Below are 26,662 nucleotides of genomic sequence, written 5' to 3' on the forward strand. Positions count from 1 at the left end.
ACAACAACCGCATGACGGGCGCTGCTCGTCCACCTGTCCCGGGCCGTGCGCACGTAAACAGTCTGGCGACCGTGATCCGCGGTGATGGCAGCCCCTGGTTGGTCGAGGCCAACGGAAGTACTGATCTTGATAATCCACGGCATGGGCGAGCCGCCAGATGTCCCGTTTGGCCGCCACCCGGAGCAGATTCCACGGCGTTACGTGTCCCCACTCAGTCGGCGCACGGCACGGGGATGACTCCAGGCCGGCCCGCTCGGGCTCTCCCTTGGCGGTGGCTAGTTATTGGAACTGCCCGAATGCCTCCCTTCCAGCGGCCGGTGACTGTTCGCCGCGGCGTGAGTCATCGGCTGCGACGAGGAGAGTGAGCGTCGTGTGCCGGGCGGTCGATGAGGACGAGTTCGTAGTAGTCGATGCGGATAAGGCCGAAGTCGTGGAACGCTTCCTCGGGAAAGCTGTCCCAGCACTTATCTGCTGGTCGCCTTGTGGATCGGGATGGTGTAGATCTCCTGATGCAGGCGTGATGCGAGTGATCTGGGACGCGGCCAACTGCCTCACCGGTCCGTCGCCGCGCAGGGCTGCTAAGACCAGCATCGCCCTGATGGTGTGACAGAAACCTCCCCGCGCGGATGGGGACGATGTGAACGGCCCGTCTGCCCACAAGCCCCGGCCGCGTCGGCGAAGCCACCCCCGCGTCGCCCGCCGCCGCGGCTGCGGCGCGTGTGGCAGCGGTGCACGGCGTCAGACAGCTCGAGCAGCGCGTCCGCACGCCTGGTCAGTCGGGAATAGAACACGCCCCGGAAGCAAGCCAGTTCCGCGAACGCATCTTGCCCGACATGCTGACACCGGACACTCATCTTCAACGGCCTTCGCGCTGGTCACGTGTATCACTTGGTCGGAGCCATGATCAGCCGAAGGACGCGTACGGCGGATACCAGGCCGAGTGTCAAGTTCGAGCGGTGATTCGATCTCGCCGCATCTCGCGGGTCAGCCGGCGGAGGGACGAGGGGCGCGCAGGTGCGCCCGCTTCTTCAGCTCGTCCTCGTCGACCAGCGTGTACATCGGCTGACCCGGCTCGCACAGCATGAACGCGACGAACTTGGCCGTCGCGTCCGAGAGGGCGTTGGCGTCCTGGTAGTGGATCACGTCGCCACCCGGCTCCCAGAACGTGTCACCGGCGGTGACCACACGTTCCGGCTCACCCTCGATCTCGAAGCGCACCGCGCCCTCGATCACGTAGCCGAAAGCCGGCCCCGCGTGGCGGTGCGGAGGAAGGCCGGGGTGACCGGGAGGCCACTGGACGAGGATGGTCATCCCCGCGGCGCCCTCGGGAATGAAGGGCGGCTGAACGTCCGCAAGCATCTTGGGGCCGAACTCCTGCTCGGCCGTCTCGTTCACTGAGTCCTTCTCCGACACTGCAATACACCTCCGTAGGCCTGCCCGGAGCGGATGACTTGCGTCGGTCACCGCCTCCTGGGCCGGTGCACCGTCGGCTCGTTCGGCGTCGACCGGGTTCCTCAATTCCGGGCTCGCACAACGTGGTTCGCAGTGGAGACAAGGTTCGGGCCCGCATCGGTGGCACGCCGTGCGACGTGTGCCTCGTGCAGACAGCACCCCAGACCAGGGTGTCTCCTGCCGGCCGCCTCCGCATCCGGGGGCAGCGGTCAGGACCAGGCAGGACGTAGCGCACCGTCGCAGTCTCGGCCGTGAACGCTGCCACAACAGCAGCACGGTCCTAGTCCCCGTAAGCCCGGGTCCACCGGTGGGTGATGCGTGGGTCTGCGGGACGTGGTCGGCTGCGGCCTGGACAGACAGAGCGTCCTGCGCACCCGGCAGGAGCGGGAGGCCCGCTTCTTTCATCGCATCAGGTCAGCAAGGGTGTCCGCAGGCCGAATCGCGTACCGGTGGCGGAGTGGAATAGTGAGTTACGGAGTTGGTTCGTCGGTTCGCCCGCACCGCGCACGCCACGTTGCCACCCCATGCAGGGAGGGACACGCTCTCCGTGCTGTACGCAGCAGGCGCGCATACCGAGAGTCGCCGGTGTGCTCGCGCAAGGCGTGGGGGTAGCCCTCAGGAACGTCCTCCGGAGCGGAGATTCCTTGGGGCCGGCCACCATGGCGATGACGCTCGCGGCCCTCCTCACCGCGTTCGTCGTCCTCGCCGCCGCCGGCACACCGGCACACCGGCACGAGTGCACCGGCCACCACCCCCACAGGACAAGCTGGTCATCAGCGGTTGCCCCGGCGAATCGCCAGTTCGTCGCGTTCTCGCTGTGGGAAGGCCGGTCCAGGCCAGGCGGTGAACACTTGGGACCAGATAGGCGGGTTGAGAGCCCTCGTCCGTCGGGCGACCGGATCTCCGGCGCGGCCCTGGGCAAACCCCCGATGTCAGTTGTCGTTACCCGGGATGGTGCGAGTACGCGGGGGGCGGCTTCCGGGCCGAGCGTCCTTGCGGTGTTCAGCAAGGGCGGCCTCCGTGAGGTGGCGCGTGGCGATGCGAGCCAAAACCTGTAGGGCCGCTTGTGCCTCCAGATGGTCGAGGCTGTCGGCGCCCTCGACCACGAGGGGGCTGTCGCTCGTCAGGCGGGTCCAGCCGGTTTCGTCGCGTCCCACCTGAAGCGTGATGGCCCCGCCCGTCGGCAGAGTGACAGTCACACTCGCTCCGTCGGCCACCGCGTGACGGCCGCCGTGGAGGACGCCTTGTCGGTAGCTTTCGGAGCTTGCCATGAGTTCGGCTGGTTCGGCGAGGGCGGCCAAGGCCCGGCGGCTGTGGTGCGCAAGCTCCTCCCCCTCGCCCGCCAGGCTGGGCAGCGTCTCTCGGGGTGTCCAGCCAGGCCCCTGGTCCGACGGTGGCTCCAGCACGTCGGCCACCGTCTCCAGCGCGCGCGACGCAGCAAGCGCCACCCGGACAAGTGGATCGTCGGGGTCATGAGAGACGGCGGGCCGGGCGACAGCGTCGGCGATCCTGGCAACGGTGCGCACCGAGTCGGCTCGGAGGGGAATTCCGCTGCCCTTCTGGGGGCCTGGGATCTCCTGCTCGCGAGAGCCAAGGTTGATGGCTCGGGCGGCCAGATCCGCGTAGATCGTGTCGCGGGAGACACGGGCGAGGCGGGCGAGCTCGGCAACGTTGCGGGTGCCGGTGCGCCAAGCAGCGGCCACAGCGTCGGCACGGTCCTCGCTGAGCCGTTCCCGGCGTTCGGCCCAGGCGATGAGCTCGGACAGAGCGGCGAGGCGTGCTGCTTCGTTCGGGTCGGTCACACCAACGATGCTATGTCGAATGAGTCGACATGTCGAATGGATCGACATACTGCTCCGGCGCATCCAAGGGGGCCCGTACGGTCAACAGCTCTGCTCCGTAATCAGTGGTGACGAAGCGGGACAACGACGGCGCCCGCCCCGAGGACGTGCCCGCGGTGCTTGTTCGTGCGGTCGTGGCCCGGCGGCGGGATCGAGGGAATCGATGGAGGCGCTCCGCCCAGCACCCGAGGCAAGTTGCCTGTGCGCGGCGTTTGCGCCGTCACACAAGGCCACGTGACCTTCCCTGACAGCCGGAGCCGACCGTGGTCGGCAGACCGGCCGCGTCAATGAGGTCCTCAAGGCCCGGCCCTCGGGGCCCGTGCAGTGGGCACAGTGACGGCCGGCGGCGCTGTCGCTCTCCGCCTGAGCGGCCTTACGCCTGGCTGCCTCCGTGAGGACGGCGACGCAGGCGACCAGCCGACCGTCCACTGCAGCGATCCGATCGAGGTCACCAGGACGGCGCCCCGCGCCTGTGCCGCTCCCGCACCACCGACGAGAACGGCCGCAGCCTCCTCCTCTTCCTCGACCAGCTGTCCCGCAGGTGAGGCACCCGCCACAATCCCGACGGCAAACCCATCTGTGCAGAACAGCCCTTCACGCTCGGACCGTGAGACCGACCACCCCTCACAGTCACCCCATTGACAGGTGACGGAGAGGGGTGCAAGGGTCGACAGTGAACGCAGCTGAGGACACATACAGGGCCGGCCGGTAAGGAGCGGCCTATCGACACCGGCCCCGACCGTTGCCGCCCCTGACGGGCCCCGCAGGCAGCACCCCCGGCCCACGCAGCGCCTGCGGCCCCCGTCGTGGGCGCGGACCGCAACCGTTCCCCCATCCCCCACCAGAGGTTCCCGTGAAGATTCCCAAAGCACTCAAAACGGCCACGGTAGCGGTGGCCGTGCTCACCATCACGTGCGGTTGTTTCCTCCAGGTCTTCTGACGTCCGCGGACGACGGCAAAAACCGGGCATCGTGCTCGGTGCCTTACGCCGCCACCGAGTCCACAACACCGAATCGAAAGGACGCGGCACATGCCGAACACCCAGAAGGTCAAAAAGGTCGACACGGTTGAAGACACCGCCGCCTCGTCGCGGCAGGCCCGGTTCGGATCCCTGCCCGAGCGCGTCCGGCCGGAGGACACGACGGAAGTGGTTCCCCTCATAGCGCGGTACCCGTCGCAGGACCACTACGACCACGAAAAGTGGCTCACCTGCAGGTACTTCTAGCCGCAGCCCCACGGTCCCGGCTTCACCGGGCGGCGGCCCGCCGGCCCCTCTCGCCCACCTCCCCGCACAGGGGACGCCACCTGCGCCCGCATCGCGCTCCTCGGCGGCGGGCAGGCCCTCCCCGGCCTGAAGGCCGCGACCTCCTGGGAGACATCAGGTGAACAGCGCGGCCGATGCTCGGCGTGCCCGGCTTCGTTCACGTTCAGCAGCAGCGTCGGTTCACTGCGCCGAGGGCATGCGCGCCGGCGGCGAGGCACGTGGCCGTCTGGGCGACGATGCGGCGGGCCATCGGCTCGTCGGTGTCGGCGTGCTCCTTGGTGTGCGGGCGGTGAGCCGCTCCTCGGGCGGGTAAACGGCCTCTGCCTACTCCCAGGGCTCCTCGCCGTCCTCCTCACTGCTCTGACCTGGGCGAACCCGAGCCACCAGAGCGGCAGCGCGACCGCAGTCGCTCTCTGGCTCGCCCTGGAGGACATCGGCCACAGCGACATCCGCGTAGGCCAGCACCGCTGTCTTCGCCCCCATGCGATCCATCTCTCCGCTGCGTTGTGGACTCCCGCCGGGAGATTACCGATCAGGACTGACAAGCAGAGGAGCGGGCCATCCAGCACCGCGAGGCGCGCTCCCACCCCGACCCGGGCCGCGAAGCTGACCCACATGCAGCTCCAGGCCGCGCTCAAGCGTGCCGGCCGCAAGCGCGGCATCGAAGCCGACGCCAACCGGCTCCGCGAGGTCTTCCGCACCCGAGCGGGCCCACCAGCCGCCGCTCGCCGAGAACGCACTCGGCCGACAGATGCTCGCACTCCTCATCCAGCTCGAAGCTGCCTCGCAGGCCGCCGATGACCTGGCCATCGCGGTGGAGGAGGCTTGCCCCCGGCACCCAGACGCCGAGATCATCACTAGTGCTACATCAAGGCAACGATTACCCCGTCGTGCTGCGACGCCATCGTGGTTCCCCGGCGCCGGTCACGACGTCTCGATTGAGGTACGGCTGGGCGACTAGAGTCGGGTGCCCACCCCTTACGCAGAAGCTGGAAGCACCATGTCAACGGGACAGCACCGCCCCACCATCCACCCTGCGACCCGGGAAGATCTTGACACTCTCCAAGCTCTCGCGCGTCGCACGATCGACACCTGTTACCGCGGGTTTCTCGGCGACAAGGCAGTGGACTGGTTTATCGACAGTGGTGCTTCGGACACACACGTGAAGAGTCACTTGGAGCGGGGTGGCGTGCACTGCCTGAGCCAAGACGGCCGAATCGTCGGCCTCTCCATCCTCGATGGCCCCACGGTCGACCTCATGATGGTCGACTCCGATCATCACCGTCGAGGGCTGGGCCGCTTCCTGCTTCGGCACGCGGAGGAAACGCTCCTCGCTCAGTACTCGACCATCCGGCTGGAGACCTTCCCGGACAATACGGCGGCGAAATCGTTCTACGAGGCGTGCGGCTGGGATCACGGGGATCGGCTTGAGGGCGAGGGGCCGGCCAGAGTTGAGTACACCAAGGGCGGCACGGACGGCTGAGGGCTGCCCAGGTCGGATCACGCAATCCTTGCCCCCTCGATGACGACGCGTAGGCGCCGGTCGTCGGCGTGGCGGTTCCGCCAGATGATGTAGCGGCGGATCGTACTGCTCTACCTTCCGGCCGCGGTCTACTTTGCCCGGCGCGGTTAGGGGTTCGGGCGTCAGGTGGCTGTTGGCCAGGTCCGCAGCAGAGCAGCGATGTTCGCGGCGGTGCAGGTGGGGTCAAGGAGCAGGTCTTTGAGTGCGATGGCGTCGTCGCGCGTGGGCTTGACGGCGATGCCGGTGGCTTCGAGGTACATGACGCCCGTGGCGGCCGCGACGGCCATGTTGGAGCGCTCCAGCCAGCGGCACCGACCCAGGGTGTGCACGAGGGCAGCTGCCTTGGCATAGGGGCCGTCGTAGACCGGCTGTTCGAACAGCTCGGCCCGGTGCCGGGCGACCGCCGAGACGGGCACGCCGTAGTCGTCCGGGGCAGGGTCGTCAGCCCCGGCGGCCTCGGCGACCTGCAGAATCCAGGGAACGTCGATGTGCAGTTCCATCAGGCCGCGCGCGCTCCCCGCGAGGTCTGCCGGCCGTCCTCGGCCTCGTCGAAGACGTCCTGGTGCTCGGCGAGGAAGCGGGCGGCCGCATCCACCGCGCGGGCGCGCAGGCCGCTGGCGTCGTCCTGCACCAGCCGGGCGAGGTAGTCCCCGATGCTCAGCCCGAGGTCGGCGGCCCTCATCTTCGCGAGCTCCGCGACGTCCTGATCCACTCGTGCGCCCAGCTGTGTCTTCGCCATACCCGACATGGTAACAGTTGTTACCGCGGCATCCAGGCCACAGCGGCGGGAGCGGCGTCCTCACCTGCCCAGTCCCCGTCGAAGAGAACGACGATCAGGCGTTCGTGAGCGGCGTCGAGCTGCCCGGTGCGGTGCTTCGGTGCCTGGTGCGGGTCTCGGCGAACCAGGGGCCGATCCGGACCGTTTCGCCGTCGCCGGTGATCGTCTCGCGGGCGGTGGGGGCGCGGCGTTCGCGGTGGAGGAAGAGTTCGATGAGCTGGACGGTCTCCTCGAAGGTGCGGTGGGTGCTGCGGTCGGGGGCGAAGGGATTGGTGTCACGGGTGAGGCCGAGGCGGGTGAGCAGGTGCTGCTGGCCGGGGTGGAGGTTGCGCCAGGTGGTGAGCGGGCGGTGCAGCCAGGATCCGATCTTCACCGTGCCGAGTGGGCGTCGCGGGTGAGGGCGGCGGGGGTCGTGGTCGGCGGACAGGTGGTGGCGCAGGAGGTGGTAATTGCGCCAGTCCGCGCTGTACGGAGCCGCCAGTCTGAGTACGGGTCGAGCGTGTTGAGTGCGGCGGCCCGGGCCGCATTCAGCTGGTTCTTGGCTGGGAGGTGCCACTGTTCGGCCAGCCACGCCCACCGGGGTTACGGCGGGGGAGGCGAGGTGGCCGTGTGCGGCGAGGTACTCGGCCGCGGCCGTCAGGCGGGCGCGCCAGGCCGCGTCGTGCTTGTCCCGGACCATGCCGAGGGCGTCGAGCTCGGCGGCCCAGTCCGCCTCCAGGCAGGCGGCCGGCCGTCGCCGCGTCGCGCATCGTGGTGATGAACGTGCCGAGGGCTCAAGCGCGTACGGCAGCCCGACCGCTGCACCCCAGCCTGATCGTCATCATCACCGGTGCCAACGACGTCATCCCCGTCCCCTCAGGCTCCTGTCCGCCGCCCGCGTCTTGAGTGGGACCGTCAGGTGCTGGAGCCGTTCGGAGAAACGTCGTGCGGCTCGTCCACATGGGGACACGATGCGCGGCTCATGTGTCTGCGACCAGGTGCTTGATCTTGATCCAGTCACGGGAGCGACGTCCGGGGAGATAGGGGCTGGTGAGCCGTTTGGCGACCACGCCCTCGAAGCCTTCCGTGTGTGCCTGCTCAAGGGCCTGCGCGGCGCTCGCGGGCCAGGCCGCGGGTACGGCGATGCCGGGTCCGGCCAGGGCAAGGTCGTCCAGAAGATCCCGGCGGGAGGTGTAGGGCAGGTGCACCGTGGGTTCCCCGAGATACAAGACGTCGAAGATCATCAGATGGACGGGCAGGTCCTCTCGGGCGTGGGCAACGGCGTCCGAATGGTGCAGGCTCATTCGCTGCTGCAGCTGCTCCACCGAGGCATGCCCGTGGCTGTCCAGAGTGATGATCTCCCCGTCGAGCACTGCCTCCGGTGCGGGCAGCACATCGGCCAGCGACTGGAATTCCGGGTACTGAGCGGTGATGTCCAGCCCTGTCGGCGAGAGCAGGCGCACGTTGCCGTCACCGGGCAGATGGGCGATGACGCGGGCGCCGTTCCACAGCGTTTCATACGCGTACTCGGCCTCTGTCTCAGGTCCGGGTGGTGGGCCGACGACCGCGAGCATCGGTGTCAGGGAAGGCAGCGCACCATGCGAGGCGGGAGGTGGGTGCACGCTCATGGTTTCCAGCGTGCCCCCCGCGGTGCGCTTCGGCCACCTGCCCGCCTGGGGGGGTGCGCTCGGCGCACTGTCAGGGTCGGATCGGTGACGCCCGTCGGGCCGATGCCGCGGCGCGTGGGGTGAGCCGGCCGGGGCGGCGGGCGGGAAGAACAGGCACCGGGGCGGGGCATGCGGGCGGGGGGCCGGTATCCGGTGGGGCTGCTGACGGGCGGGCTGCCGCCGATCGAAGCGACCGCGCTGTTCGCACTGCTGGAGGAGGACACCGACGTGGAGCCGTTGGCGCGGGTGCGTCCATCGCGCTCACGGGGGCTTGGGTCGATCGCGGAGCCGCACCCTCCCCGCCGCCGGTGGCAGTGGTCGCCTTGCCCGAGAAGCGGGCCCATGTACTGGCCGCGAACCCGCAGGTCGTCATCGAGATCGACCAGCCGCCGTCCTGCACACCCATCCCGGCGATCGGTGGCCTGACCGGTGGCAGCATGCCCGCCCCGGCCGCTCACGCTCGCCGTCACCCGCTGCCCGGCGCGTGTGGGCGATCGGCGCCGCGCCCAACCCGACGGGATGACCGACAGGCACGGACGGTGAGCCCTAACCTGGTCGCGACGGGTGCCGCAGTGATCACCACCGCCCTCGGTGACCGCCACACCCCGGCCGACGGCACGCGATCGCAGCCGCCCACATCACTGGCCTCGCCGCGCTGCCGCCGGCCCACCACGATCACCTGTGCACCCAGGCCATCCCCCGCAGCCCGGCCCGCGCCAACTACCTCCACACCTTGCTGCGCACCGGCTACCGGCCGGTCACCAGCGCCGGCCCGCATGAAAGGCAGGGCTCGCAGATGCCCCGCTGCCCTCGGCACGCCCCCCGCCTGACAGCCGGACCTCCGCGCGGAACAGATGTACGCGGCGGCTGGGCTGTACCCGCCCCGGCCCTGACGCGGATCGCTGCCGCATGCTCCGTTGTCGGTCGAGGGTGACCACGGACCGCTATGTGGTGCCCGCCCGGGGCGTGGTGGTGGGGTCCGACGGAGTCTGATGCGCGGCGGGATTTCCGGGCGACGGTTGCTTACGGACTGGAAGCTGCCCAAGACGACAGCTGCGCTGGGCGGGCGGCTGCCTGCGATCCCACAGCCCCCACTCCGGAAACCGCGGGCGCCGTCCTGTGGCAGCTCCCATGGGCCAGGACCTTCGCGACTGGACAGAGCCGCCCGATCGGGTTTCGCTGGATTCATGCCGTATTTGATGAGCGGTCGTACGGCAGAAGGCGGCCGGGCCCCTGTCACACGTCGGTACGCAGCGAGGCCCGGCCCGCCCGCCGGCGGGGAGCCGACGCATGGGAGGCATCATCTTGCGGCAGTGCTGACCGCCGAGCCAGGAATTTCTCGCCCGGCGGCGTCGTCGACGCCGCCCGCACATTGAGTCCCCGGTCCCCGGCCCCGGACTGAAGGAGGGCCGGGCAGCACCAGGATGGTGGTGGCCTCCACCGGCCGAGCGCGGAACTTGTCCCCACAGGGTGACCGGCCCGGTATCCAGGCGGGCAGCGGCTGGCGTGCTCCCCTTACCGTCTGCGTACCTCACCCAGCAATTCCTCGGCCACGCGCAGATGCCGTGGCCCGGCTCCAGCATGCGGCGGGCGTCGGCGGTGACCCGTACCAGAGCCTCGGCCGCATCGTCGGGCCGCAGCGAGCGCACGGGCCTGGTCGAGACGGGTGTGAATCACATGCGGATGCTCCGCGCCGAGGAAACGCCGTACGACCCCGGGGGCATCAATGATCATGACACCCAAGGTGGTGAACGACGTATGTTCCCGCGCGCGTTGAGTTCGGCCTCCAGGGCGCCTTCCAGAACCATCCTGCTCAGGCTCGGGAGAAGGCCGCCGTCGCCGACCAGGTGCAGCCCGCCCCGGCGGGCCCGCTCCACCGGTTCCTCGGCGATGTTCCGGTCCCGCTCCGACAGTCGCGCCAACTCCGCCCCCGTGCCCGCGGTGTCCATGCTCCGGTCGTAACGACGGCGCCGAACCACCAGCTCTCCTTGGCAAGCACCTGCGCCGCCGGTGAGACCCCTGGTCCGACCGCACGTGACTTCCGCGGCGCACAGACGCCCGCACGCCCCTTCAACGAGTGGCTCACCGCACGGCTGTGCCGTCCGATGCCTGGTGGCCTGCCGCCGTGGAGGCTACAAACGGTCGTGGTGGAAGACCTCAATGTCGCCGGGATGCTCAACAACCGCAAGCTCGCCCGCTTCGTCGCTGATGCCGGGTTCGGAGAGATCCGCCGCCGGCTCGCCTGCACACCGTGTGGAACGGCGGTCGGCTCGAAGTCGCCGACCGCTGGTTCCGCAGCAGCAAGACATGTTCCGGATGCCGGGCGGTGAAACCCAAACTGCCTCTCCGGGTACGGACATACGTGAGTGAGACGGGGGCCTTCCCCCAGTAATGGGCGAATCACCGAGAATCGTTGAAATTCAGTGAACGGTTACCTGGCCTTGAAGGGTTGCCGGTAGGACTTGCGGAGGGACGTGGCGATGACCGGGAGCAACGTGGCGAGGATCCTGCCCTTGAACGTGCTGGGATCGCGGGTGAGTTCGATGTCGACCCGGGTGCCGTCGCTCACGGGGGTCAGCTGGAAGACCCAGCCGCCACCGGGTCCGAAGACCTTTGAGTCATGCGTGGTGATGGCGACCTGGCCCTGTGCGGCGTCCCACTCGTAGCGGGCGCGTTCCCACGCGGACTTGGTTCCTTCGGTCACTTCGGCCCAGGTGTCGCCGATCGCGTGGACGGTGAGGTGCTCGGCATCGATCGTGGGCCAGTTCCGGGCCCGCGAGGGGCCGAAGTCGGTCAGCACCGCCAGCGCCTCTGACGGGCTGAGCGAGGAGATGAGATGAAAACGTGCAACTGCCATAGGGTTCCCTCACATGAAAAGTAGCTGTTGTGGCCGGCAGACTCTGTCACCGGCATTCCGGTGGCACGCGGCGGTCCCGCGCTGCACAGGTGCTCCCCGGATGGATTCGTTCCGGCCCTGACGGCCGGGGCCCGGTGACCGGGAGTTTGGCCGGACCTGACCGGGCCCCGATCGCCGCCGCCGTTGATCAGCTGGAGACCGGGGCGGCGGCGGCAATCGCGAGTGACGGGTGTCAGCGGACGGTGGTGCGGGCGGCCTGCTCGATCAGGCGGGTGACGGCGCCGGGGTGGGAGAGCGTGACGGCGTGGGAGGACTTGACCTCGACGGTGTGGGCGTGGGCGCGCTTGGCCATGAAGCGCTGCTCGGCGGGCACGATCGCCTTGTCCTGAGTGGTGATCAGGTTCCAGGAAGGAATGGTCTTCCAGGCGGCCTCGGTGGACTCGTCACCGAAGACCGAGGCGGCGACCGGGCGCTGGGCGGCGGCCGCCAGGGCGATGAGTGGCTTCGGCACGTCGTTGGCGAACACGGAGTGGAACTTGTCGGCCTTGACGTACAGGTCGGTGCCGGTGCCGCCGCCGGGCAGCGGGAAGGGCACGGCGTTGAGGGCCGATCCCAGTTCGGCGCCCGGGAACTTCTCGCCCAGCTCCGTCACGCTCTCACCCTTGTCGGGCGCGAAGGCGGCTATGTAGACCAGCGCCTTGACGTCCGGGTCGCCCGCGGCGGCCTGGCTGATCACGGAACCGCCGTAGGAGTGGCCGGCCAGCACGATCGGCCCCTTGATGCTGTCAAGGAGGCTGCGCAGGTAGTCCGAGTCGTTCGCCAGGCCGCGCAGCGGGTTGGCCGCAGCCACGACCGGAAAGCCGTCGTGCTGCAGGCGCTTGATCACCGGGTTCCAGCTGGAGGCGTCCACGAAGGCGCCGTGCACCAACACGACCGTGGGCTTGTTCTTCACCGGGTGGTGCGTGGCCTTGGCAGCGTTGGCCGGGGCCGTGGCCGTCAGTGTGATCGCAGCGACGCCGGTGGCGGCAGCCAGCACGGCGGTGTTCTTGCGGGTCGGGCGGAAGACGGTCTTGAGATTCATGGGTTCTTGTCCTTGGGATTTGGCGGTTGCGGCGCTGGGTGTCGCCCCGGGCAGGCGGTTGTGTGCCGGGCTCGCCCGGGGCGAGTCGAGAAACCAGGTCTTGAGATGACCGGTCATTTAGAGACTGGCAGGGACGTCCCCGCGAATCAAGGAGAAACCTCCATGAGTGATCTGAGCAACACCGCCCTCGCGGTACACGGCGGCCCGGCAGCCACAACCCACCCCGGCACAGCCATCCGAATCGGCTCCGCACCGTCCCACGGCGGTCTCCGTGCGCTCGGGGTCACCGAGGCCGACGACCGAGCGCGCGGGCGGGGGGATCCGGGGCAACAGGGGCTCGCCGTATGCCCCATCGCGCCGCCGCCGATCCCGTCGCCGCGGAAAGGCTTGAGCCGACGGCGGCAAGCGGGACTGTGAAGCGGCCCCCGGCGCCGGCACGCACTCCGTTGCGGCGAACGGGCCGGGGCTTGACGGCCCTTGCGTGCCGGCTCGGCCTCTGCCGCGCGCGGCCTGCGGCCCGCAGGTGCGCCTGTGGGGACGATGACCCGGAGCACACCACCGCGACCCCATGAGACGGTTGGTCGTTTTCAAGGGAGGTGAGATAGCCAGAGCGGGTCTGCGCGAGGACATCGTCAATGCGGCGGTTGAGCAGTTCCACCTGTTCGGTTTCACCGCGGCCGGGCTGATGGACATCACCGACGCCGCCGGTGCGCCCAAGGGCTCCTGCTCAACCACTGCGAGAGCAAGGAAGCCCTGGCCGTCATCGCTCTGGAACGGGGCAGAAGCACCCTTGGCGTGGCGGTCCTCGGCGACACCAACGTGCCGCCGCTGCTCCGGTTGCGCCGGCATTTCGAGGCCCTGCGCGACGAGAACGTCACCCACGGGTTCAGCCGGGGGTGTCTGCTGGGTGATCTGGCCACCGAGATTGCCGACCACGGCAAGGTCGTACGCAAGGCCCTACAAGACGGACTGCAGCAATGGTGTGCCCCCGCAGCGGGCTCAGTTCATCGCGGAGACCGAGCGTGATTTCAACAACACCGGCTACGAGATCTGGGTCCCAGCCCCGCCCGCAACTGAACGCCCACCCTCCCTCCGGGCCCGCCTCGCTGTCACCGGCGGGGGGACGTTCAGCTTTCGGCGCACAGGCGCGCCAGTTCCGTGTCCCAGTCGATGTGCCCGGACTCGGTGCCCTGTGGCACCACGGTCTCCGTGGCCTGGAGGAAGGTCCTCATGTCCTGCGCCGGGAGCTCGAGCAGGGCCGCGTGTTCGGGGGACCCGAGGGCGAGGTACAGGACAGAGCGGCCGGGGCGCCTGGCCGGCCACATCCGGACGTCTGCCTCACCGGCGGGACCGATCAGGCCCTCGGCTAGGAGATCACGTCCCAGATTCCATTCAACCGCCTCGTCGCCGTCGGCGAGGGTGAAGGCGGCGCGGACGACATAGGGATCGGTGGCCTCGTACTGCAGTCTCATGTGCAGGGACAGGGGCGGCTCGCCCGAGACGACAAGCCGCACGGATACACAGCCCAGGACCAGGGTTTTCAACGACTCCATTGACTTTCACTCCATGACGAGACAGGCAGTTGCCACAGGGCCGGGCAACGCCGGGCGGCACGAACAAGCCCCAGGCGCCCGGCAGGCGGGGTGGGGCGGCAGGCGGCCGGGCCGCGCTCCGAGGTGGTGGATGCCCTGGAACGGCGGGATCGGTGGCCGGCGGGGGGCACCGCACGGTGGGGTGTGCGGTGGGGGTGTGCGGTGGTGCGGCGGGGTGGTCAGTCGATGCGGATGAGTACCTTGCCGCCGGAGCCGTTTTCGATGGCTTCGTGGGCCTGGGCGGTGTCTTCCAGGCGGTGGATGATCAGGGGCAGTCCGGCGTCCTCGCCGGCGGGCAGGACTCCTGCCTGCAGGGCGTGGGTGACGCTTTCCAGCGCGTTGGCCTTGGCCGTCTCCCGCATCTCGAAGGTGATCAGGAACTGGTAGCGCAGAACATGTGGCGCCCGACGGGCAGGGCCAGATCGCCGCCGTCGCTGCCGAGGTCGGCGTAGACGGCGACGCATCCGTGGTTGCGGGCGACCGCCGCGTTCAGGCTCGCGTTGGCGACGGGTGCCATCTCCACGATCACGTCGACCCCGTCGGGCGCGAGGTCCCTGATGGCTGCGGCGGTGTCGGCGGTGTGGCGGTTGACGACGTGATGGGCGCCGGCCGCCCGGGCCAGGTCCCCCTTCATGTCCGTACGCACCGTTGCGACCACCTGTGCACCGGCCCAGCGCGCCAGCTGGATCGAGGCGTGGCAGACAGCGCCGGTGCCTCCGGCCACGAGCACCGTCGCACCGGACAGGACATCGGGACCCAGCCGGGGCGGGGCGTCCTCGTGAACGGTCAGCGCGCGGTGCGCCGTCATCGCCGGGATACCGATGGCCGCACCGGTCTCCAGAGAGACACCGTCCGGCAGCACGGTCGCCAGATGCGCGGGCACCACCGTGTACTCCTGCGCCGTACCCCCCGGACGGCGGAAAGCTGCCTCCCGCAACCACACCCGCTGCCCCAACCGCAGCCGCTCCACGCCGCTTCCCACCGCATCCACGACCCCCGAACCGTCGTGATGCGGCACCACCTCCGCGAACGACGGCACCCCGTCCCGGCGCAACATCGAATCGATCGGGTTCACCCCCGAAAACGCCACCTTCACCCGCACCTCCCCAGGGCCGGGCTCCGGAACGTCCCGCTCGACCAGCCGCAATACCTGCGAAGCCGGCCCGGTCGACGAATACACAACAGCTTTCATGATGCGTCCTTAAGAAGAGGAGAGAAATACAAGACGGTCGGTCATCTCGCAATGGGTAGGAATGCCCTCCCAAGAGGAGGAGTGAGGGGCGTGAGCCGGCTCCTGGGTCTCGTCGAGGTCGCCGCCGACGGCCGACAGGGTGAGCCGGCTGAAGCGTGAGCCCCTTCGGACGCCACAGGCGAGAGGCGGCTGGCTATCTCTTATTGACACTTGCTGACACGGGGCGGGAGGTCATCCCGCCCCGAGACCACTTTCCGCGGCTGTCGGCCGAGGTCGGCGGGGAGTCAGGCCTGGGGCCAGGTCGCCGAGTTCCTCGGGCACGGTCGTGAACAGCTCCGCGTCCGGTCGGTCTCGGCCGTGGCCGGCTGCAGCGGGGCGCCGGCCCGGGCGATGGGGCCTCCCTGTAAGCGATACAGGAGCCCCTGCTGAAAGTAACATGCGTTGATTGAATGTGGAACCGTCCCTCGGCGCGACGTTCACCCGCGGTGATACGCCTCTGGTGTGAGGCCCTTCCTGCGATTCTCCTCGGTCACCGCCCTGGCGTGCGTGCGTGGCCGGCTACGGCTGGTCGTGGAACGCGACGGAAGTGCCGGCCGACAGAGTGCTACAGGCCCCACCGGAAGGAACGGAAGGTTCCCGTGGCGGCACCGGAGCACGATCTTGGACTCCTCGCGGGTCTGAAGCGGTCGCGGGCCGTCCGCCGGTGGCGGGCCTCGCGCCGGGCGGGCGAGGGTGTCGCTGGTCGAAAGTGGCGTACTCCCCCGCCGTCGGTGACGGAGGCCGGCGGCCGGGATGCCGCAGCGCGGCACCGGCGGTCGCAGTCCACCCGGCGGTCGCAGTCCACCCGGCAGCCGGCGGGCCGCCTGACGCCGAGCGCTGGCCTGCCGCAGACCCTCGCCGAACCTATACTCGCGATGGAGGGAGCGGTTCTGTGACGAGCAGCAGCGCAGCCCGAGAACACCGTCCCCAAGGCGGTTCGACGCGGATCCGCGGCACGGATCTCGCGGCGGTTCTCTATTGTGCTGTCCGCGAGGCCATGCGCCGGCTGGATGCGGTGGCGGCAGCGGTATACCTGCTGGACGAGGAGAGCAAACGGCTCCGCGTCGCGATGATCGGCGGTAGCCCGCCTTCCTTGTTCACGCTGCCCGGCCATATCGACCTGGACGCGCCCTACCCCTCCGCGCGGGCCCTGGCCACGGGCAGGGCGGCCGTCCTTTCCGAGCTGCCCGAAGCAGACCAGCAACCCGTGCTGCCCTATCCGTACGCCGTTCTTGCGGTCCCGGTCATCGCCCCGGGCCGGCGTTTCGGTACCCTCACCGTCCTCCGTCTGGACAGCCACGGCGCATACGACGCCGCGGACCGCACAGAGCTGCAGGAGTTGGGAGGCGACCTGGCCGCGGCCCTCGCCGGGCTTGCCGAACGTGGCACTGCGATCACGGCCGGGCCCACACCGGTGGTCGGGCCGGGGCACGGTGTGGACGTCTGCACGCCGGGCTGGGGGGTGTCCGGGGTTCCCGGGTCCGCGGGCATGAGCATGATGTATGCGCTGCGGCGTCTGGGCGAGATGCTGAACCAGGCCACGACCATGGACCACATTGTCGCGGCCACCCGGCTCTACATCATGGCCCCCTTCCGTGCCCGGGCCCTGGCCCTGGCGTCGGCCTCCGGGGGCCGCCTCTGGATCCTGGGGCACAGCGGCGCCTCCTCGGGCATCGTCCGCACCCTTCACGGCGCCAGGCTGGACGCCCGCACCCCAGCGGCACAGGCGGTCCGCGGGCGCCCGCTGTTCCTCTCCGGTGGCCGGCAGACCGACGGCGACACCGACGGGCCAGACAGCGAGCCACAAGCCGAGGCGTACCTTCCCCTCATCGGTGGCAGGCAGGTCATCGAGTTTCCTCGCCTCGAAAACAGGCATGTCGTGGGCGTGTGCTGCCTGTCCTTCACCGGGCCCCGTGACTTCCCACCCGAGGAGCGGACGGTCCTGAGCATGATGGCAGACATGCTGGGCGCGGCGGTGGAGCGCGTCGAACTGGGCACGAAACAGCGCGAAGCCGCCGAATACCTCCAAAGGACGCTGCTGCCGCCCACACTCGTCGAGCTGCCCCGAATGGTCACCACCGCGCGCTACCGTCCGGCCACGGTCACCTCCCAAGTCGGCGGTGACTGGTACGACGTGCTAAGGCTGCCCGGTGAGCAGATGGTGCTGATCGTCGGCGACGTGGAAGGCCACGGCATGGAAAGCGCCGCCGTCATGGGTCAGGTGCGCACCGCGGGGGCTGCCTACGCAAGCGAAGGGCACCACGCCACGGCCGTGCTCGACCGGATCGGCAGACTGCTCGCCCAACTCGGTACGGAACTGCTCGTCACCTGCTGCATCGTCGCCCTCGACACGGCCGACGGCACGGCCGACGTGGCCCTGGCCGGCCACCCCGAACCGCTGGTACAACGGCCCGACGGAAGCATCGGCTCCCTCGAGGCGCCCGCCAACCTGCCCCTCGGCGTCACGACGCGGCACGCCTACCAGTGGCGTGAGCACACCCTGGAGCCCGGGTCCGTCCTGATGCTGTACTCCAACGGCCTGGTCGACCGGCATGCGAGCGACCCGGAAGCCTACGCGCGAACCCTGCTCACATCCGGCAGCCACGAAGTCGGAACCGATCTGGAGCAGTTGGCCGACCACCTCATGGCCGAGGTCCACGGTCCCCAGCAGCGCCGCGACGACGCGGTACTCCTCCTGGCCCGCTACGAAGGCGCTCTCGGCAAGGCTGCGCCGCGCATGGGGAGGCTGCAGATCCAGCGGCGTGACCTGCACGGGGTCAAGGTGGCCCGCAGCTTCGTGGACGACCGGTTGCGCTCCTGGGAGCTGGCGGAGATGTCGGAAGCCCTCCAGCTCGTCGTCTCCGAAATCGTGACCAACGCGCTCATCCACGCGGGCAGCGATGTCGACGTCCGCCTGCGGGCGTATCCGGATCATGTCCGGTTGGAGGTGCGGGACTGCGACAGCAACCCGCCGGTTCCCTCACCTCTGGCCCTGGCCGAGGAGGAGAACGCCGAGGCCGAGCACGGTCGCGGCCTGCTCATCGTGGAAGCCCTGGCCAGCACCTGGAACACCTACCCCAACGGCCGCGGCAAGACAGTCTCGGTGGACCTGCCTGTGCCTGACATGTGAACGGCCTGCCGGCAACCGGGGCCGATGGGCCGTCGCTCAGCGCAGGACGACGCCGAAGGCGATGGTGAAGAAGGCCTCGAACGACTTCGCCGACTTGTCGGAGCGCGCCGAAACGAGCGCTCCCTCCCAGGCACCGAGGACGAACCGCGCGATGGTGTCGGCCTCCAGGGCCTTGGTGACCTCGCCCGCCTGCTGGGCTTCGGCGATCGTCCCGCTCAGGGCGTCGCACCATTGCTGCATGTTGTCTTGTACGGCCTTGCGGACAACCTCGCTGTGGTCGGCGATCTCGGTGGCCAGATCACCGATGAGGCAGCCCCGGCTGAACCCGTAGGCGAGATTCTCGTCGCGCAGGGCTTCGAAATGCCTACGCAACCGGGCCAGCGGCGGCACGCTCGTGTCACCGAGGGCCGCTAGCCCACGGGTGGCCCCGTACCGCTCCACGGCGATGACGGCCAGGGCTTCCTTGCTCTCGAAATGGTTGTAGAAGGAGCCCTTGGGCGCACCGGCCGCGTCGGTGATGTCCTTCACCCCGGCCGCGGTGAAACCGAACATGTGGAACTGCTCGACCGCCGCATTGACAATGTCCTCGCGCAGGCTCGCTCTGGCCATCTCAGCTCCCAAAGAAATACGACCAACCGTCTCACTATAGCCTACGGGTCTCCCGATCACAGGAGACCTCGCACCGCGACCCTGCGCAGGGGCCAAGCCGAGCTCACGGGCCGGTCCGCAACGAGCGTCCGGTCGGACATTGTCCGCAGGGAAGGCTTCGCGGCCGAGGGTGAGTTCACCGACCCGTCGGTGGCGGTAGCGCTTGGTGCCGCAGGGCGGTGTGCCGACGACTCGCGGGCGACTGCAGGCCGGTCGACGCCGAGGTCCCGGGCGGCCGCCGCATGGAGGAGGAGATGCGGCGGGGCCTCCTTCCGCTGCCGGCCGACAGGGCCCCGAAGCCGGGACCGCGGCGGCAACGGATCCACCGATCGAGCCTGCGGCGCCGGCGCAGCGCGGGCCAGTGGCGCGTTCGCCATCCGACAAGCCATTGACGTAGGTAAGACGGTCGGTCATATTGAACCTGTCAGTCGTTTCGAAGGAGGCGTTATGCAGAACGGAAGCGGTGTACCCCGGCGCTCGATGTTGGGTGGGGCCTTGGCCGGTGCGGCGGCGGGCATCGGGCTGACGGGTACGGCGTCGGCGGCGGAACGGGGAACGGCGGCCCGGGGCGGTTCGTCCCGAGCGGTCATTCAGCCGCGCCACCGCACCGTCGACGGGCTGTCCATCCGCTACGCGGACAGCGGCCCGGCGGACAAGGGCGGCAGGGAGGCACTGCTTCTGTGCCCCTGGCCGGAAAGTCTGTTCGCCTTCGACCAGATGTGGCCCCACCTGGCCAGGAACACCCGCCTCATCGCAATCGACCTCCCCGGCTTCGGACACTCCGAACGCCGGGAGACCCTGCTGTCACCCAAGGCGATGGGCGACTTCGTCATCAAGATCGCCGATGCGTTCGGCCTGAAGAACCCCCATGCCGTCGGACCCGACATCGGCACCGGAGCCCTGCTGTTCGCAGCCGCCGCACACCCCGGCCGACTGCGCAGCGTGGTCATCGGCAGCGGCGGCGCCGCATTCCCCATCCAACTCGGCACCGTACTCCGCGACTGGGTGTTCACCCCCGACATCACCCCCTATCGGGGCATCGGACGACAGGTGGTCAGCGGCGCACTGGACACCATCGAGAACCACACCCTGCCCGCCGACATACGCGAGGACTACCTGTCGGCCTACGAAGACGACAAATTCGTCGAATCCATGGCCTACGTCCGGTCCTACCACACCAACCTCCCCGCCCTCGGCGAACTCCGGCCCGACATCAAGACACCCGTGCAGATCATCGCCGGTCGGCACGACACCGCCGTCCCGCCCGCCAACGCCGAATACCTCCACAAGCACCTCCCGCACAGCAGACTCGACTACCTCAACGTCGGCCACTTCACCTGGGAAGAAGACGCCACCGGCTACGCCTCCCTGGTCACCGACTGGTGGAACGGCGGATACACCAAGGCGTAACCCGCAACAGCGGCACTCCCGCGACACCTGGGGGGTGGCCCCCCTTCCGCACCCGGAAAGGGACCACCCCGCCGCCGTGACGGCGGATTCCGGCAGGTCCGCCGCACACGAGTCATGCACCCGGTGCCGCAGCCGTGCGGGGCCCGGGCAGGCGGCCGGTGCTCCCCCGTGCGACGCCGCCCCGCTGCAGACCTTGGGCGACCGGGCCGGCAGGGGCGGGGGTTCGACGCTCAAACCGGCCCTCGTGCCCGCCGCACCACCGCATCGTCTGCTGACTGTTCTCGAGACGCCGCACCACTTTGCGCAACAAGCGAAATCACCAGGCTCTGTACACATTCACCTCGAAATTCCGAAGGAGCATGTCCATGAAGGTCACCGCAGCGGTCGCGACCGGCAAGGGGAGACCCCTCGCGATCAAGGAACTGGATCTCCAGGAGCCCGGACCGGGAGAAGTCCAGGTAAGGATGGTGGCCAGCGGTATCTGCCACACCGACGCCGTCGTCCGGAACGAGGTCTACCCGACCCCGATGCCCGCCGTACTCGGCCACGAGGGGGCCGGGGTGGTCGAGAAGGTAGGACCGGGCGTCACCACGGTAGAGCCCGGCGACCACGTTCTGCTCAGCTTCTCCACGTGCGGAACCTGTGAATCGTGCGCGAACGGGCATCCCGCCTACTGCACACAGTTCTTCGGACTCAACTTCTCCGGCCGCCGCGCGGACGGGACCACGGCGTTCTCCGACAACGGAGAGCAGGTCGGTTCCCACATCTTCGGCCAGTCGTCCTTCTCCTCGGTCAGCAACGTCGTCGAGCGCAGCGTCGTCAAGGTCCCACCGACGGCGCCGCTCGAGGTGCTCGCGCCGCTGGGATGCAGCGTGCAAACCGGCGCAGGAGCCGTCCTCAACGTCCTGGACACCGAAGCCGGCAGCAGCTTCGTCGTCTTCGGAGCCGGCGCGGTGGGGATGTCCGCCCTCCTTGCGGCCCGGGTGGCGAACTGTTCGACCATCATCGCCGTGGACATCGTCGACAGCCGACTGGACCTGGCGAGGGAGCTCGGCGCCACCCACGTCATCAACAGCCGCACAAAGAACGCAGCGGCGCTCATCAAGGAAATAACCGGCGGCGGCGTGGACTACGCCGTCGACACAACCGGAAACCGGGAGGTCTTCCGGTCCATGCTGGACTCGCTCGGCTCCCGTGGCCACGCCGCTCTCGTGGGTCTGGCCGCGCCGGGCACCGAAGCGACCATCGACATCGGCAGCACCATCCTCACGGGCGCCAAGATCAGCATGGTCATCGAGGGAGACGTGGTCCCGCACACGTTCATCCCGCGCCTCATCTCCCTCTATCAGGACGGCCAGTTCCCGTTCGACAAGCTCATCAAGACGTACCCCTTCACCGACATCAACACGGCCTTCGAGGACAGCGAGATCGGCACCACCCTCAAGCCCGTCGTCGTCTTCTGAACCCGCCCACAACCATGCTCATCGACGAGGAAGACCCACGCATGACCGACACAGCACAACCGGACGCAACGAACGACACCCTGACCTACGACTCCTTGTACATCGACGGACAGTGGCGCAAGCCCTCCTCCTCGGAGGAGATCTCCGTGACGTCCGCCAGCACGGGGCGGGTCATCGGACGAGTCCCGCTCAGCACGTTCGAGGATGCCGACACGGCAGTCGCCGCCGCACGCCGTGCGTTCGCCGATCCCACCGGCTGGGCCACCTGGCAGCCGGCCGAGCGCGCCAGCGCCCTGCAGCGGCTGGCCGACCAACTGGACGCCCGCAAGGAGGAGATGGCCCGGCGGGTCAGCGGCCAGAACGGCATGCCGTACTCGGTCTCCATCAACTTCGAGGCCGCGGTGCCGGCGGGAGTGCTGCGGTACTACGCGACACTGCTGGAGCAGACACCCACCGAGGAACGCCGCCCCGGCATCCTGGGCGGAACATCCCTGGTCCACCGGACCCCGCTGGGCGTGGTCGCCGCGATCGTGCCCTGGAACTTCCCGCAGACGCTGACCTTCTTCAAACTGGCTCCAGCGCTGGCCGCCGGCAACACTGTGGTGGTCAAGCCGTCCTCGGAGACCCAGCTGGACTTCGCCCTGCTGGCAGAGGCCGTCGCCGCAGCGGGCATCCCGGCCGGCGTGATCAACATCCTCACCGGCGGCGACAGCCTGGGTGCTTACCTGGTCGGCCATCCCGGCGTCGACAAGATCTCCTTCACCGGCTCCACCGCCGTGGGCCGGGAGATCGCGGGGCGTGCGGGGCAGTTGCTGCGTCCCGTGACCTTGGAACTGGGCGGGAAGTCGGCCGCACTCATCCTCGACGACGCGGACCTCGCGTCGAACGCCGAGGCACTCTTCATCGCCTCACTGCTCAACAACGGGCAGACATGCTTCGCCAGCACACGCATCCTGGCGCCCCGACGCCGCTACGCCGAAGTCGTCGACTTCTACAAGACACTCGCCGAAGGGTCCACCGTGGGCGACGCACTCGACCCGGCCACCCAGATCGGCCCGATGGTCAGCGCCGCACACCGCGCCACCGTCGAGTCCTACATCGAACGAGGCATCTCCGACGGCGCGACACTCGTAACGGGCGGCCGACGACCCGACATCGACCACGGCTGGTTCGTCGAGCCGACCATCTTCGCCGACGTCGACAACGCCTCGGTCATCGCCCAGGAGGAAATCTTCGGCCCGGTCCTGTCGATCATCGCCTACGAAGACGACGACGAAGCGATCCGAATCGCCAACGACTCCCAGTTCGGCCTGGGCGGAACCGTCTGGTCAACCGATCCCGAACGCGCCGAGCGAGTCGCCAAGCAAGTGCAGACCGGCACCATCGGCATCAACCACTACCTACCCGACTTCGGCGCGCCCTACGGCGGGATAAAGGCCAGCGGCATGGGACGCGAGCTGGGACCCGAGGGCCTGACCCACTACCAGCAGCAGCACTCCATCTACCTGTAAGCAGGCCAAGTCGACCCACCCCCATCGAAGTCAGCGGCTCGCCGACGGCCCGGCGCTCCATCGACTCCCAATCGACCACCGCCGGCCGGACAGACGAGCCGACCGTGCACCTGCACGGCCGACACGACGAGGGTGTGGGCCTGCCCACAGGCCGGCCCGCACCCTCGTCGTGCCCGCTTGCGGACTACCCGGCCCACCAGTGCGGCCACGCCGGAACGAAGGCGCACCAGTACTCCGGGCAGCCGATCCGGCAAGCCCGGGTGACCGTCTCCATGAGCGACGCACCGGAGTGGTCCACGGCGGTCACCTTCATTGAACCCTCCCCTCGTTCACGACTCCGCTGGCAAATGGACAGGGCGGACATCCTGGCTCTCACTCTGGCTGGGAGTGGATCACTTGACCTGCGGGTCCGTGAGTCATAGCGACCCCCATGGGCAGCGGTTCGTCCCTTTCCCAACGGAGTCGTGAACGAGGAGGATTCCTGGCTCACGTCGGCTGCAGGTCAGCGACCCGTCAGCTCTTTCAGGATCAGCACCAGACCGGTTGGAACCAGCACGGATGTATGAAGTTCGGAGTCGGTGTGCTGGCTTGACACTCGCTCAACACGTCGCGCGTGCTTGGTTCTCGCTACGCACGGCGTGCAGCCTACCGATCGAGTGGGCGGCGTTTCGCCCTAACGGCGAACCCCCGTTCCCTGCCCTGCTCCGCAGGAGTCCGATTCCTCCCCAGCCTGAAGGCCGGGGCACCCTCGGAGATCCCCGGTGAGATCCAGCCGGCGCTCATCGCCGGTACGGACACCCACCGGTCACCGCGCGAAACATCGGCCGACCGTTCCGAAGTGACGGGATGGCGCACTCAGCCCCCTCGGGCGGTCACTGCTGAGGAGCAGAAGGCACCAGAGGCGGCTATGCCCGCGGTCGTCGGCTGGCTGCTTCCCGATGACAGTCGATTCGAGCTGGGCTGGCAGAAGGAACCGAGCCGGCCGCGGAGGCGATCACGGACCCGAAGCCCTGGCTCTGCGCCCCCAAAGGCACCTGCCTCGTCGCCGTGGGCAACGTCCTCGTGTACCGCGACGACAGCCACACCACCGACGCCCACACCGAGGCCCTCGCCCCCGTCGTCGCCACCCGGCTCACCCCGCTGCTCTCTCACCCCCCTGCCTCCAGCGGCTCCGGACTCGACATGACCAGGCCTGCTGCCGGCGCCGACGAGAAAGCCGGCCGCGCGGAGCCTCGCACAGGCGTTCGGCGACATAGGCCACCGTGTGCTCCTCGCGATTCGGCAGTTCCGGGTGCGCGTGCAGGTGATGCCGCCATGTGATCAGCCGGGCGCCGAGGCCGACCGGCAGATCTTCCAGGGAGGTCAGAACCTTTCGGTAGCGTCCATCCCACACCACCACTCGCTTCGATCGGTTCCTGGTCCGATTCGCCATCCTGTGGCGGACCAGGCGTGTGCGCATCGGGTCGCCCAGCACCACGTCGTCTTGCGAGCTCTCTCCGGTGGGGTTGATCCTGAAAGGGAGGCATGCCCACCAACCGAATGGACCGAGCGCAGACAGCCGCGGAGCCCGTGGCTACCGCGGCCCGTGCAGGGAGCGGGTTCCAGATGAGGCTTGTTGTCGATCTCAACCGGTGCCAGGGATTCGCGCAGTGCGTCTTTCTCGCTCCGGACGTGTTCGCCCTGCACGGCGATGAGGCGCTGCGCTTCTCCCCTCGCTTCGACGAGGCACAGCGCGACCGGGTGGAACAGGCTGCGGCCGCCTGCCCGGTCCAGGCCATCCTTGCCGACTACTCCGATGTGCCGACGAAGGGGGTGGAGCCCCATGTCGGCTGACACGGACGTCGAGGTGCTGCGGCGGAACGGCCGCATCGTTGTCGTCGGCGCCTCGCTGGCCGGACTGCGCGCGGCGGAGACCTTGCGCGACAAGGGCTTCACCGGATCCTTGACCATGATCGGCGACGAGCCGTACGAGCCCTACGACCGGCCGCCGCTGTCCAAGCAGGCGTTGCTCGGGCGGGCGCGGGCCGAGGACACCACGCTTCCGCGGCGGCGCGACATCGATGCCGAATGGCGTCTCGGTGTCGCCGCCGAGGGCCTGGACCGGGACGCCAGGCAGGTACGCCTGGCCAACGGCGACACCGTTTCCTACGACCGCCTGCTGATTACCACCGGGACCAGAGCGCGGCCCTGGTTCCACCCGGAACAGGCAGCGCTGGACGGGGTGTTCGTGCTGCGCACCCGCGACGACTCCGCACGCCTGTACCGGAAGCTCACCGGCAGCCCGTCCCGGGTACTGGTGATCGGCGCCGGCTTCACGGGCTGCGAAGTCGCCTCCGCCTGCCGGGAGCTGGGTCTTGAGGTCACGGTCGCCGAACGCGGCCCGGCACCGCTGGTGGGCGCGCTCGGCGGCGTGATCGGCGCGGTCGCAGAACGGCTGCAGCGAAGGTACGGAGTCGACCTGCGCTGCGGCATCAGCGTCACCGCACTTGAGGGCGACTACGGCGGACGTCTCAGGCGCGCCCATCTGTCCGACGGTTCAGCGATCGACGTGGGGGTGGCGGTCGTCTCACTCGGCGCCATCCGGAACACCGAATGGCTCGCCGGCTCCGGGGTGGCCGCGGGTCCCCGGGGGATCGCGTGCGACGCCGGGTGCCGGGTGTTCGACGTCAACGGCATCGTCACCGACGACCTCTACGCCGCCGGTGATGTCGCACGCAGTCCCCACCCACTGTTCGAGTACCAGTTCCTGTCCCTGGAGCACTGGGGCAACGCGGTCGAACAGGCCGAGATCGCCGCCCACAACATGATCTGCTCAGGCCCCGAGCGCCGTCCTCACCTGTGGCTGCCGATGTTCTGGTCTTCGCAGTTCGGCGTCAACATCAAGTCCGTGGGTGTTCCCTCGCTGGGCGACCAGCTGGTCGTCGCCCAAGGGACGCTCGCCGAGGAACGGTTCGTCGCGGTGTACGGGTACCGCGGCCGTGTCATCGCCGCAGCCTCCTTCAACGGAGCCAAGCGGCTGGGGTTCTACCAGGAGCAGATCGCAACCCGTGCACCGTTCCCGCCGGAGTACCGCCTGGTCGATCGCCGAACCGAGACTTTGCAGCCTGTCGAGCCGGCCTTCCCCGACCCCCACCTGCCCACCCACGGGGCCACCGTCACGCTGACGGGTCACTCACCGAGCGAGCGGCGCGTCGAGTTCATTCCGTCGCGTGCCTGATCGCCGGCCCTGACCGCCC

25 protein-coding genes and 1 pseudogene are annotated in these 26,662 nt (G+C 69.1%); 11 read left to right on the plus strand and 15 right to left on the minus strand.

The window, feature by feature from the left end; genetic code table 11:
* Positions 1 to 984 precede the first annotated feature (984 nt).
* Both ABT078_RS36195 and ABT078_RS36200 read right to left on the minus strand, forming a co-directional pair.
* On the minus strand, positions 985 to 1,359 hold the full coding sequence (locus tag ABT078_RS36195; RefSeq protein WP_351235590.1) for a cupin domain-containing protein: 375 nt from the start codon (positions 1,357 to 1,359) through the stop codon (positions 985 to 987).
* Positions 1,360 to 2,384: 1,025 nt separating this feature from the next.
* Positions 2,385 to 3,254 (minus strand): hypothetical protein, encoded by an 870-nt coding sequence (locus tag ABT078_RS36200; RefSeq protein ID WP_351235522.1) that lies wholly within the window; start codon positions 3,252 to 3,254, stop codon positions 2,385 to 2,387.
* Positions 3,255 to 4,323: 1,069 nt separating this feature from the next.
* Here ABT078_RS36200 and ABT078_RS36205 point away from each other — a divergent pair.
* On the plus strand, positions 4,324 to 4,518 hold the full coding sequence (locus ABT078_RS36205; RefSeq protein ID WP_351235524.1) for a hypothetical protein: 195 nt from the start codon (positions 4,324 to 4,326) through the stop codon (positions 4,516 to 4,518).
* A gap of 363 nt (positions 4,519 to 4,881) precedes the next feature.
* Here the strand turns inward: ABT078_RS36205 and ABT078_RS36210 are convergent, their stop codons facing one another.
* Positions 4,882 to 5,040, minus strand: coding sequence for a hypothetical protein (locus ABT078_RS36210; protein WP_351235526.1), 159 nt, complete (start codon positions 5,038 to 5,040; stop codon positions 4,882 to 4,884).
* Between the two features lie 90 nt (positions 5,041 to 5,130).
* Between ABT078_RS36210 and ABT078_RS42970 the strand changes: the two are divergent.
* Both ABT078_RS42970 and ABT078_RS36215 read left to right on the plus strand, forming a co-directional pair.
* A pseudogene (locus tag ABT078_RS42970) lies at positions 5,131 to 5,419 on the plus strand (IS110 family transposase); the annotation flags it as partial.
* A gap of 138 nt (positions 5,420 to 5,557) precedes the next feature.
* On the plus strand, positions 5,558 to 6,040 hold the full coding sequence (locus ABT078_RS36215) for a GNAT family N-acetyltransferase (protein ID WP_351235528.1): 483 nt from the start codon (positions 5,558 to 5,560) through the stop codon (positions 6,038 to 6,040).
* A gap of 161 nt (positions 6,041 to 6,201) precedes the next feature.
* Here the strand turns inward: ABT078_RS36215 and ABT078_RS36220 are convergent, their stop codons facing one another.
* The 5 genes from ABT078_RS36220 to ABT078_RS36240 all read right to left on the minus strand — a co-directional run bounded on the left by ABT078_RS36220 (position 6,202) and on the right by ABT078_RS36240 (position 10,452).
* The gene (locus ABT078_RS36220; protein ID WP_351235530.1) at positions 6,202 to 6,579 is read right to left on the minus strand and encodes a fic family toxin-antitoxin system, toxin component; all 378 of its coding nucleotides are present in this window, start codon (positions 6,577 to 6,579) and stop codon (positions 6,202 to 6,204) included.
* Complete coding sequence (locus ABT078_RS36225) at positions 6,579 to 6,818, minus strand: hypothetical protein (protein WP_351235532.1); 240 nt, start codon at positions 6,816 to 6,818, stop codon at positions 6,579 to 6,581. Before ABT078_RS36225 ends, ABT078_RS36220 begins: the two co-directional genes overlap by 1 nt.
* Before the next feature lie 94 nt (positions 6,819 to 6,912).
* Positions 6,913 to 7,230: a hypothetical protein gene (locus tag ABT078_RS36230; RefSeq protein ID WP_351235534.1), complete on the minus strand. Its 318-nt coding sequence runs from the start codon at positions 7,228 to 7,230 to the stop codon at positions 6,913 to 6,915.
* Positions 7,231 to 7,816: 586 nt separating this feature from the next.
* A complete protein-coding gene (locus ABT078_RS36235) occupies positions 7,817 to 8,464 on the minus strand; it encodes an ATP-dependent DNA ligase (RefSeq protein WP_351235536.1) in 648 nt (215 codons plus the stop codon).
* Between the two features lie 1,769 nt (positions 8,465 to 10,233).
* Complete coding sequence (locus ABT078_RS36240; RefSeq protein ID WP_351235538.1) at positions 10,234 to 10,452, minus strand: hypothetical protein; 219 nt, start codon at positions 10,450 to 10,452, stop codon at positions 10,234 to 10,236.
* A gap of 195 nt (positions 10,453 to 10,647) precedes the next feature.
* Here ABT078_RS36240 and ABT078_RS36245 point away from each other — a divergent pair, with 195 nt between their 5' ends.
* Positions 10,648 to 10,833: a hypothetical protein gene (locus tag ABT078_RS36245; RefSeq protein ID WP_351235540.1), complete on the plus strand. Its 186-nt coding sequence runs from the start codon at positions 10,648 to 10,650 to the stop codon at positions 10,831 to 10,833.
* Between the two features lie 101 nt (positions 10,834 to 10,934).
* On the opposite strand, the gene ABT078_RS36250 is transcribed toward ABT078_RS36245, so the two are convergent.
* Both ABT078_RS36250 and ABT078_RS36255 read right to left on the minus strand, forming a co-directional pair.
* Complete coding sequence (locus ABT078_RS36250; RefSeq protein ID WP_351235542.1) at positions 10,935 to 11,360, minus strand: hypothetical protein; 426 nt, start codon at positions 11,358 to 11,360, stop codon at positions 10,935 to 10,937.
* A gap of 232 nt (positions 11,361 to 11,592) precedes the next feature.
* Complete coding sequence (locus tag ABT078_RS36255) at positions 11,593 to 12,441, minus strand: alpha/beta fold hydrolase (protein WP_351235544.1); 849 nt, start codon at positions 12,439 to 12,441, stop codon at positions 11,593 to 11,595.
* A 795-nt stretch (positions 12,442 to 13,236) separates the two neighbouring features.
* Here ABT078_RS36255 and ABT078_RS36260 point away from each other — a divergent pair.
* A complete protein-coding gene (locus ABT078_RS36260; protein ID WP_351235546.1) occupies positions 13,237 to 13,467 on the plus strand; it encodes a TetR family transcriptional regulator C-terminal domain-containing protein in 231 nt (76 codons plus the stop codon).
* A gap of 101 nt (positions 13,468 to 13,568) precedes the next feature.
* On the opposite strand, the gene ABT078_RS36265 is transcribed toward ABT078_RS36260, so the two are convergent.
* The 3 genes from ABT078_RS36265 to ABT078_RS36275 form a co-directional block, all read right to left on the minus strand.
* Entirely contained in the window at positions 13,569 to 13,994 is a 426-nt protein-coding gene (locus ABT078_RS36265; protein WP_351235548.1) for an SsgA family sporulation/cell division regulator, read from the minus strand.
* 218 nt (positions 13,995 to 14,212) lie between these two features.
* Complete coding sequence (locus tag ABT078_RS36270; protein ID WP_351235550.1) at positions 14,213 to 14,395, minus strand: hypothetical protein; 183 nt, start codon at positions 14,393 to 14,395, stop codon at positions 14,213 to 14,215.
* Between the two features lie 11 nt (positions 14,396 to 14,406).
* Complete coding sequence (locus ABT078_RS36275) at positions 14,407 to 15,225, minus strand: NADPH:quinone reductase (protein WP_351235552.1); 819 nt, start codon at positions 15,223 to 15,225, stop codon at positions 14,407 to 14,409.
* A 931-nt stretch (positions 15,226 to 16,156) separates the two neighbouring features.
* On the opposite strand from ABT078_RS36275, the gene ABT078_RS36280 reads away from it, so the two are divergent.
* Positions 16,157 to 18,394 carry a SpoIIE family protein phosphatase gene (locus ABT078_RS36280; RefSeq protein ID WP_351235554.1) on the plus strand — a complete coding sequence of 746 codons (2,238 nt, stop codon included), beginning with the start codon at positions 16,157 to 16,159 and terminating at the stop codon, positions 18,392 to 18,394.
* Positions 18,395 to 18,430: 36 nt separating this feature from the next.
* Here the strand turns inward: ABT078_RS36280 and ABT078_RS36285 are convergent, their stop codons facing one another.
* The gene (locus ABT078_RS36285; protein WP_351235556.1) at positions 18,431 to 19,003 is read right to left on the minus strand and encodes a TetR/AcrR family transcriptional regulator; all 573 of its coding nucleotides are present in this window, start codon (positions 19,001 to 19,003) and stop codon (positions 18,431 to 18,433) included.
* A 486-nt stretch (positions 19,004 to 19,489) separates the two neighbouring features.
* Here ABT078_RS36285 and ABT078_RS36290 point away from each other — a divergent pair, with 486 nt between their 5' ends.
* The 3 genes from ABT078_RS36290 (at position 19,490) to ABT078_RS36300 (ending at position 23,426) form a co-directional block, all read left to right on the plus strand.
* Complete coding sequence (locus ABT078_RS36290; RefSeq protein ID WP_351235558.1) at positions 19,490 to 20,452, plus strand: alpha/beta fold hydrolase; 963 nt, start codon at positions 19,490 to 19,492, stop codon at positions 20,450 to 20,452.
* Between the two features lie 365 nt (positions 20,453 to 20,817).
* Positions 20,818 to 21,915 carry an NAD(P)-dependent alcohol dehydrogenase gene (locus tag ABT078_RS36295; RefSeq protein ID WP_351235560.1) on the plus strand — a complete coding sequence of 366 codons (1,098 nt, stop codon included), beginning with the start codon at positions 20,818 to 20,820 and terminating at the stop codon, positions 21,913 to 21,915.
* A 41-nt stretch (positions 21,916 to 21,956) separates the two neighbouring features.
* Positions 21,957 to 23,426: an aldehyde dehydrogenase gene (locus ABT078_RS36300; protein WP_351235562.1), complete on the plus strand. Its 1,470-nt coding sequence runs from the start codon at positions 21,957 to 21,959 to the stop codon at positions 23,424 to 23,426.
* A 184-nt stretch (positions 23,427 to 23,610) separates the two neighbouring features.
* Here ABT078_RS36300 and ABT078_RS36305 read toward each other — a convergent pair whose 3' ends face one another.
* A complete protein-coding gene (locus ABT078_RS36305) occupies positions 23,611 to 23,739 on the minus strand; it encodes a hypothetical protein (protein ID WP_351235565.1) in 129 nt (42 codons plus the stop codon).
* Between the two features lie 1,292 nt (positions 23,740 to 25,031).
* On the opposite strand from ABT078_RS36305, the gene ABT078_RS36310 reads away from it, so the two are divergent.
* Complete coding sequence (locus ABT078_RS36310; protein WP_351235567.1) at positions 25,032 to 25,259, plus strand: ferredoxin; 228 nt, start codon at positions 25,032 to 25,034, stop codon at positions 25,257 to 25,259.
* Complete coding sequence (locus ABT078_RS36315; RefSeq protein WP_351235569.1) at positions 25,249 to 26,643, plus strand: NAD(P)/FAD-dependent oxidoreductase; 1,395 nt, start codon at positions 25,249 to 25,251, stop codon at positions 26,641 to 26,643. The genes ABT078_RS36310 and ABT078_RS36315 overlap by 11 nt, the downstream gene beginning before the upstream one ends.
* Positions 26,644 to 26,662 lie beyond the last annotated feature (19 nt).

It is taken from the genome of Streptomyces sp. NPDC002133 (genome assembly GCF_040296405.1).
In the GTDB taxonomy this organism is placed as follows: domain Bacteria; phylum Actinomycetota; class Actinomycetes; order Streptomycetales; family Streptomycetaceae; genus Streptomyces.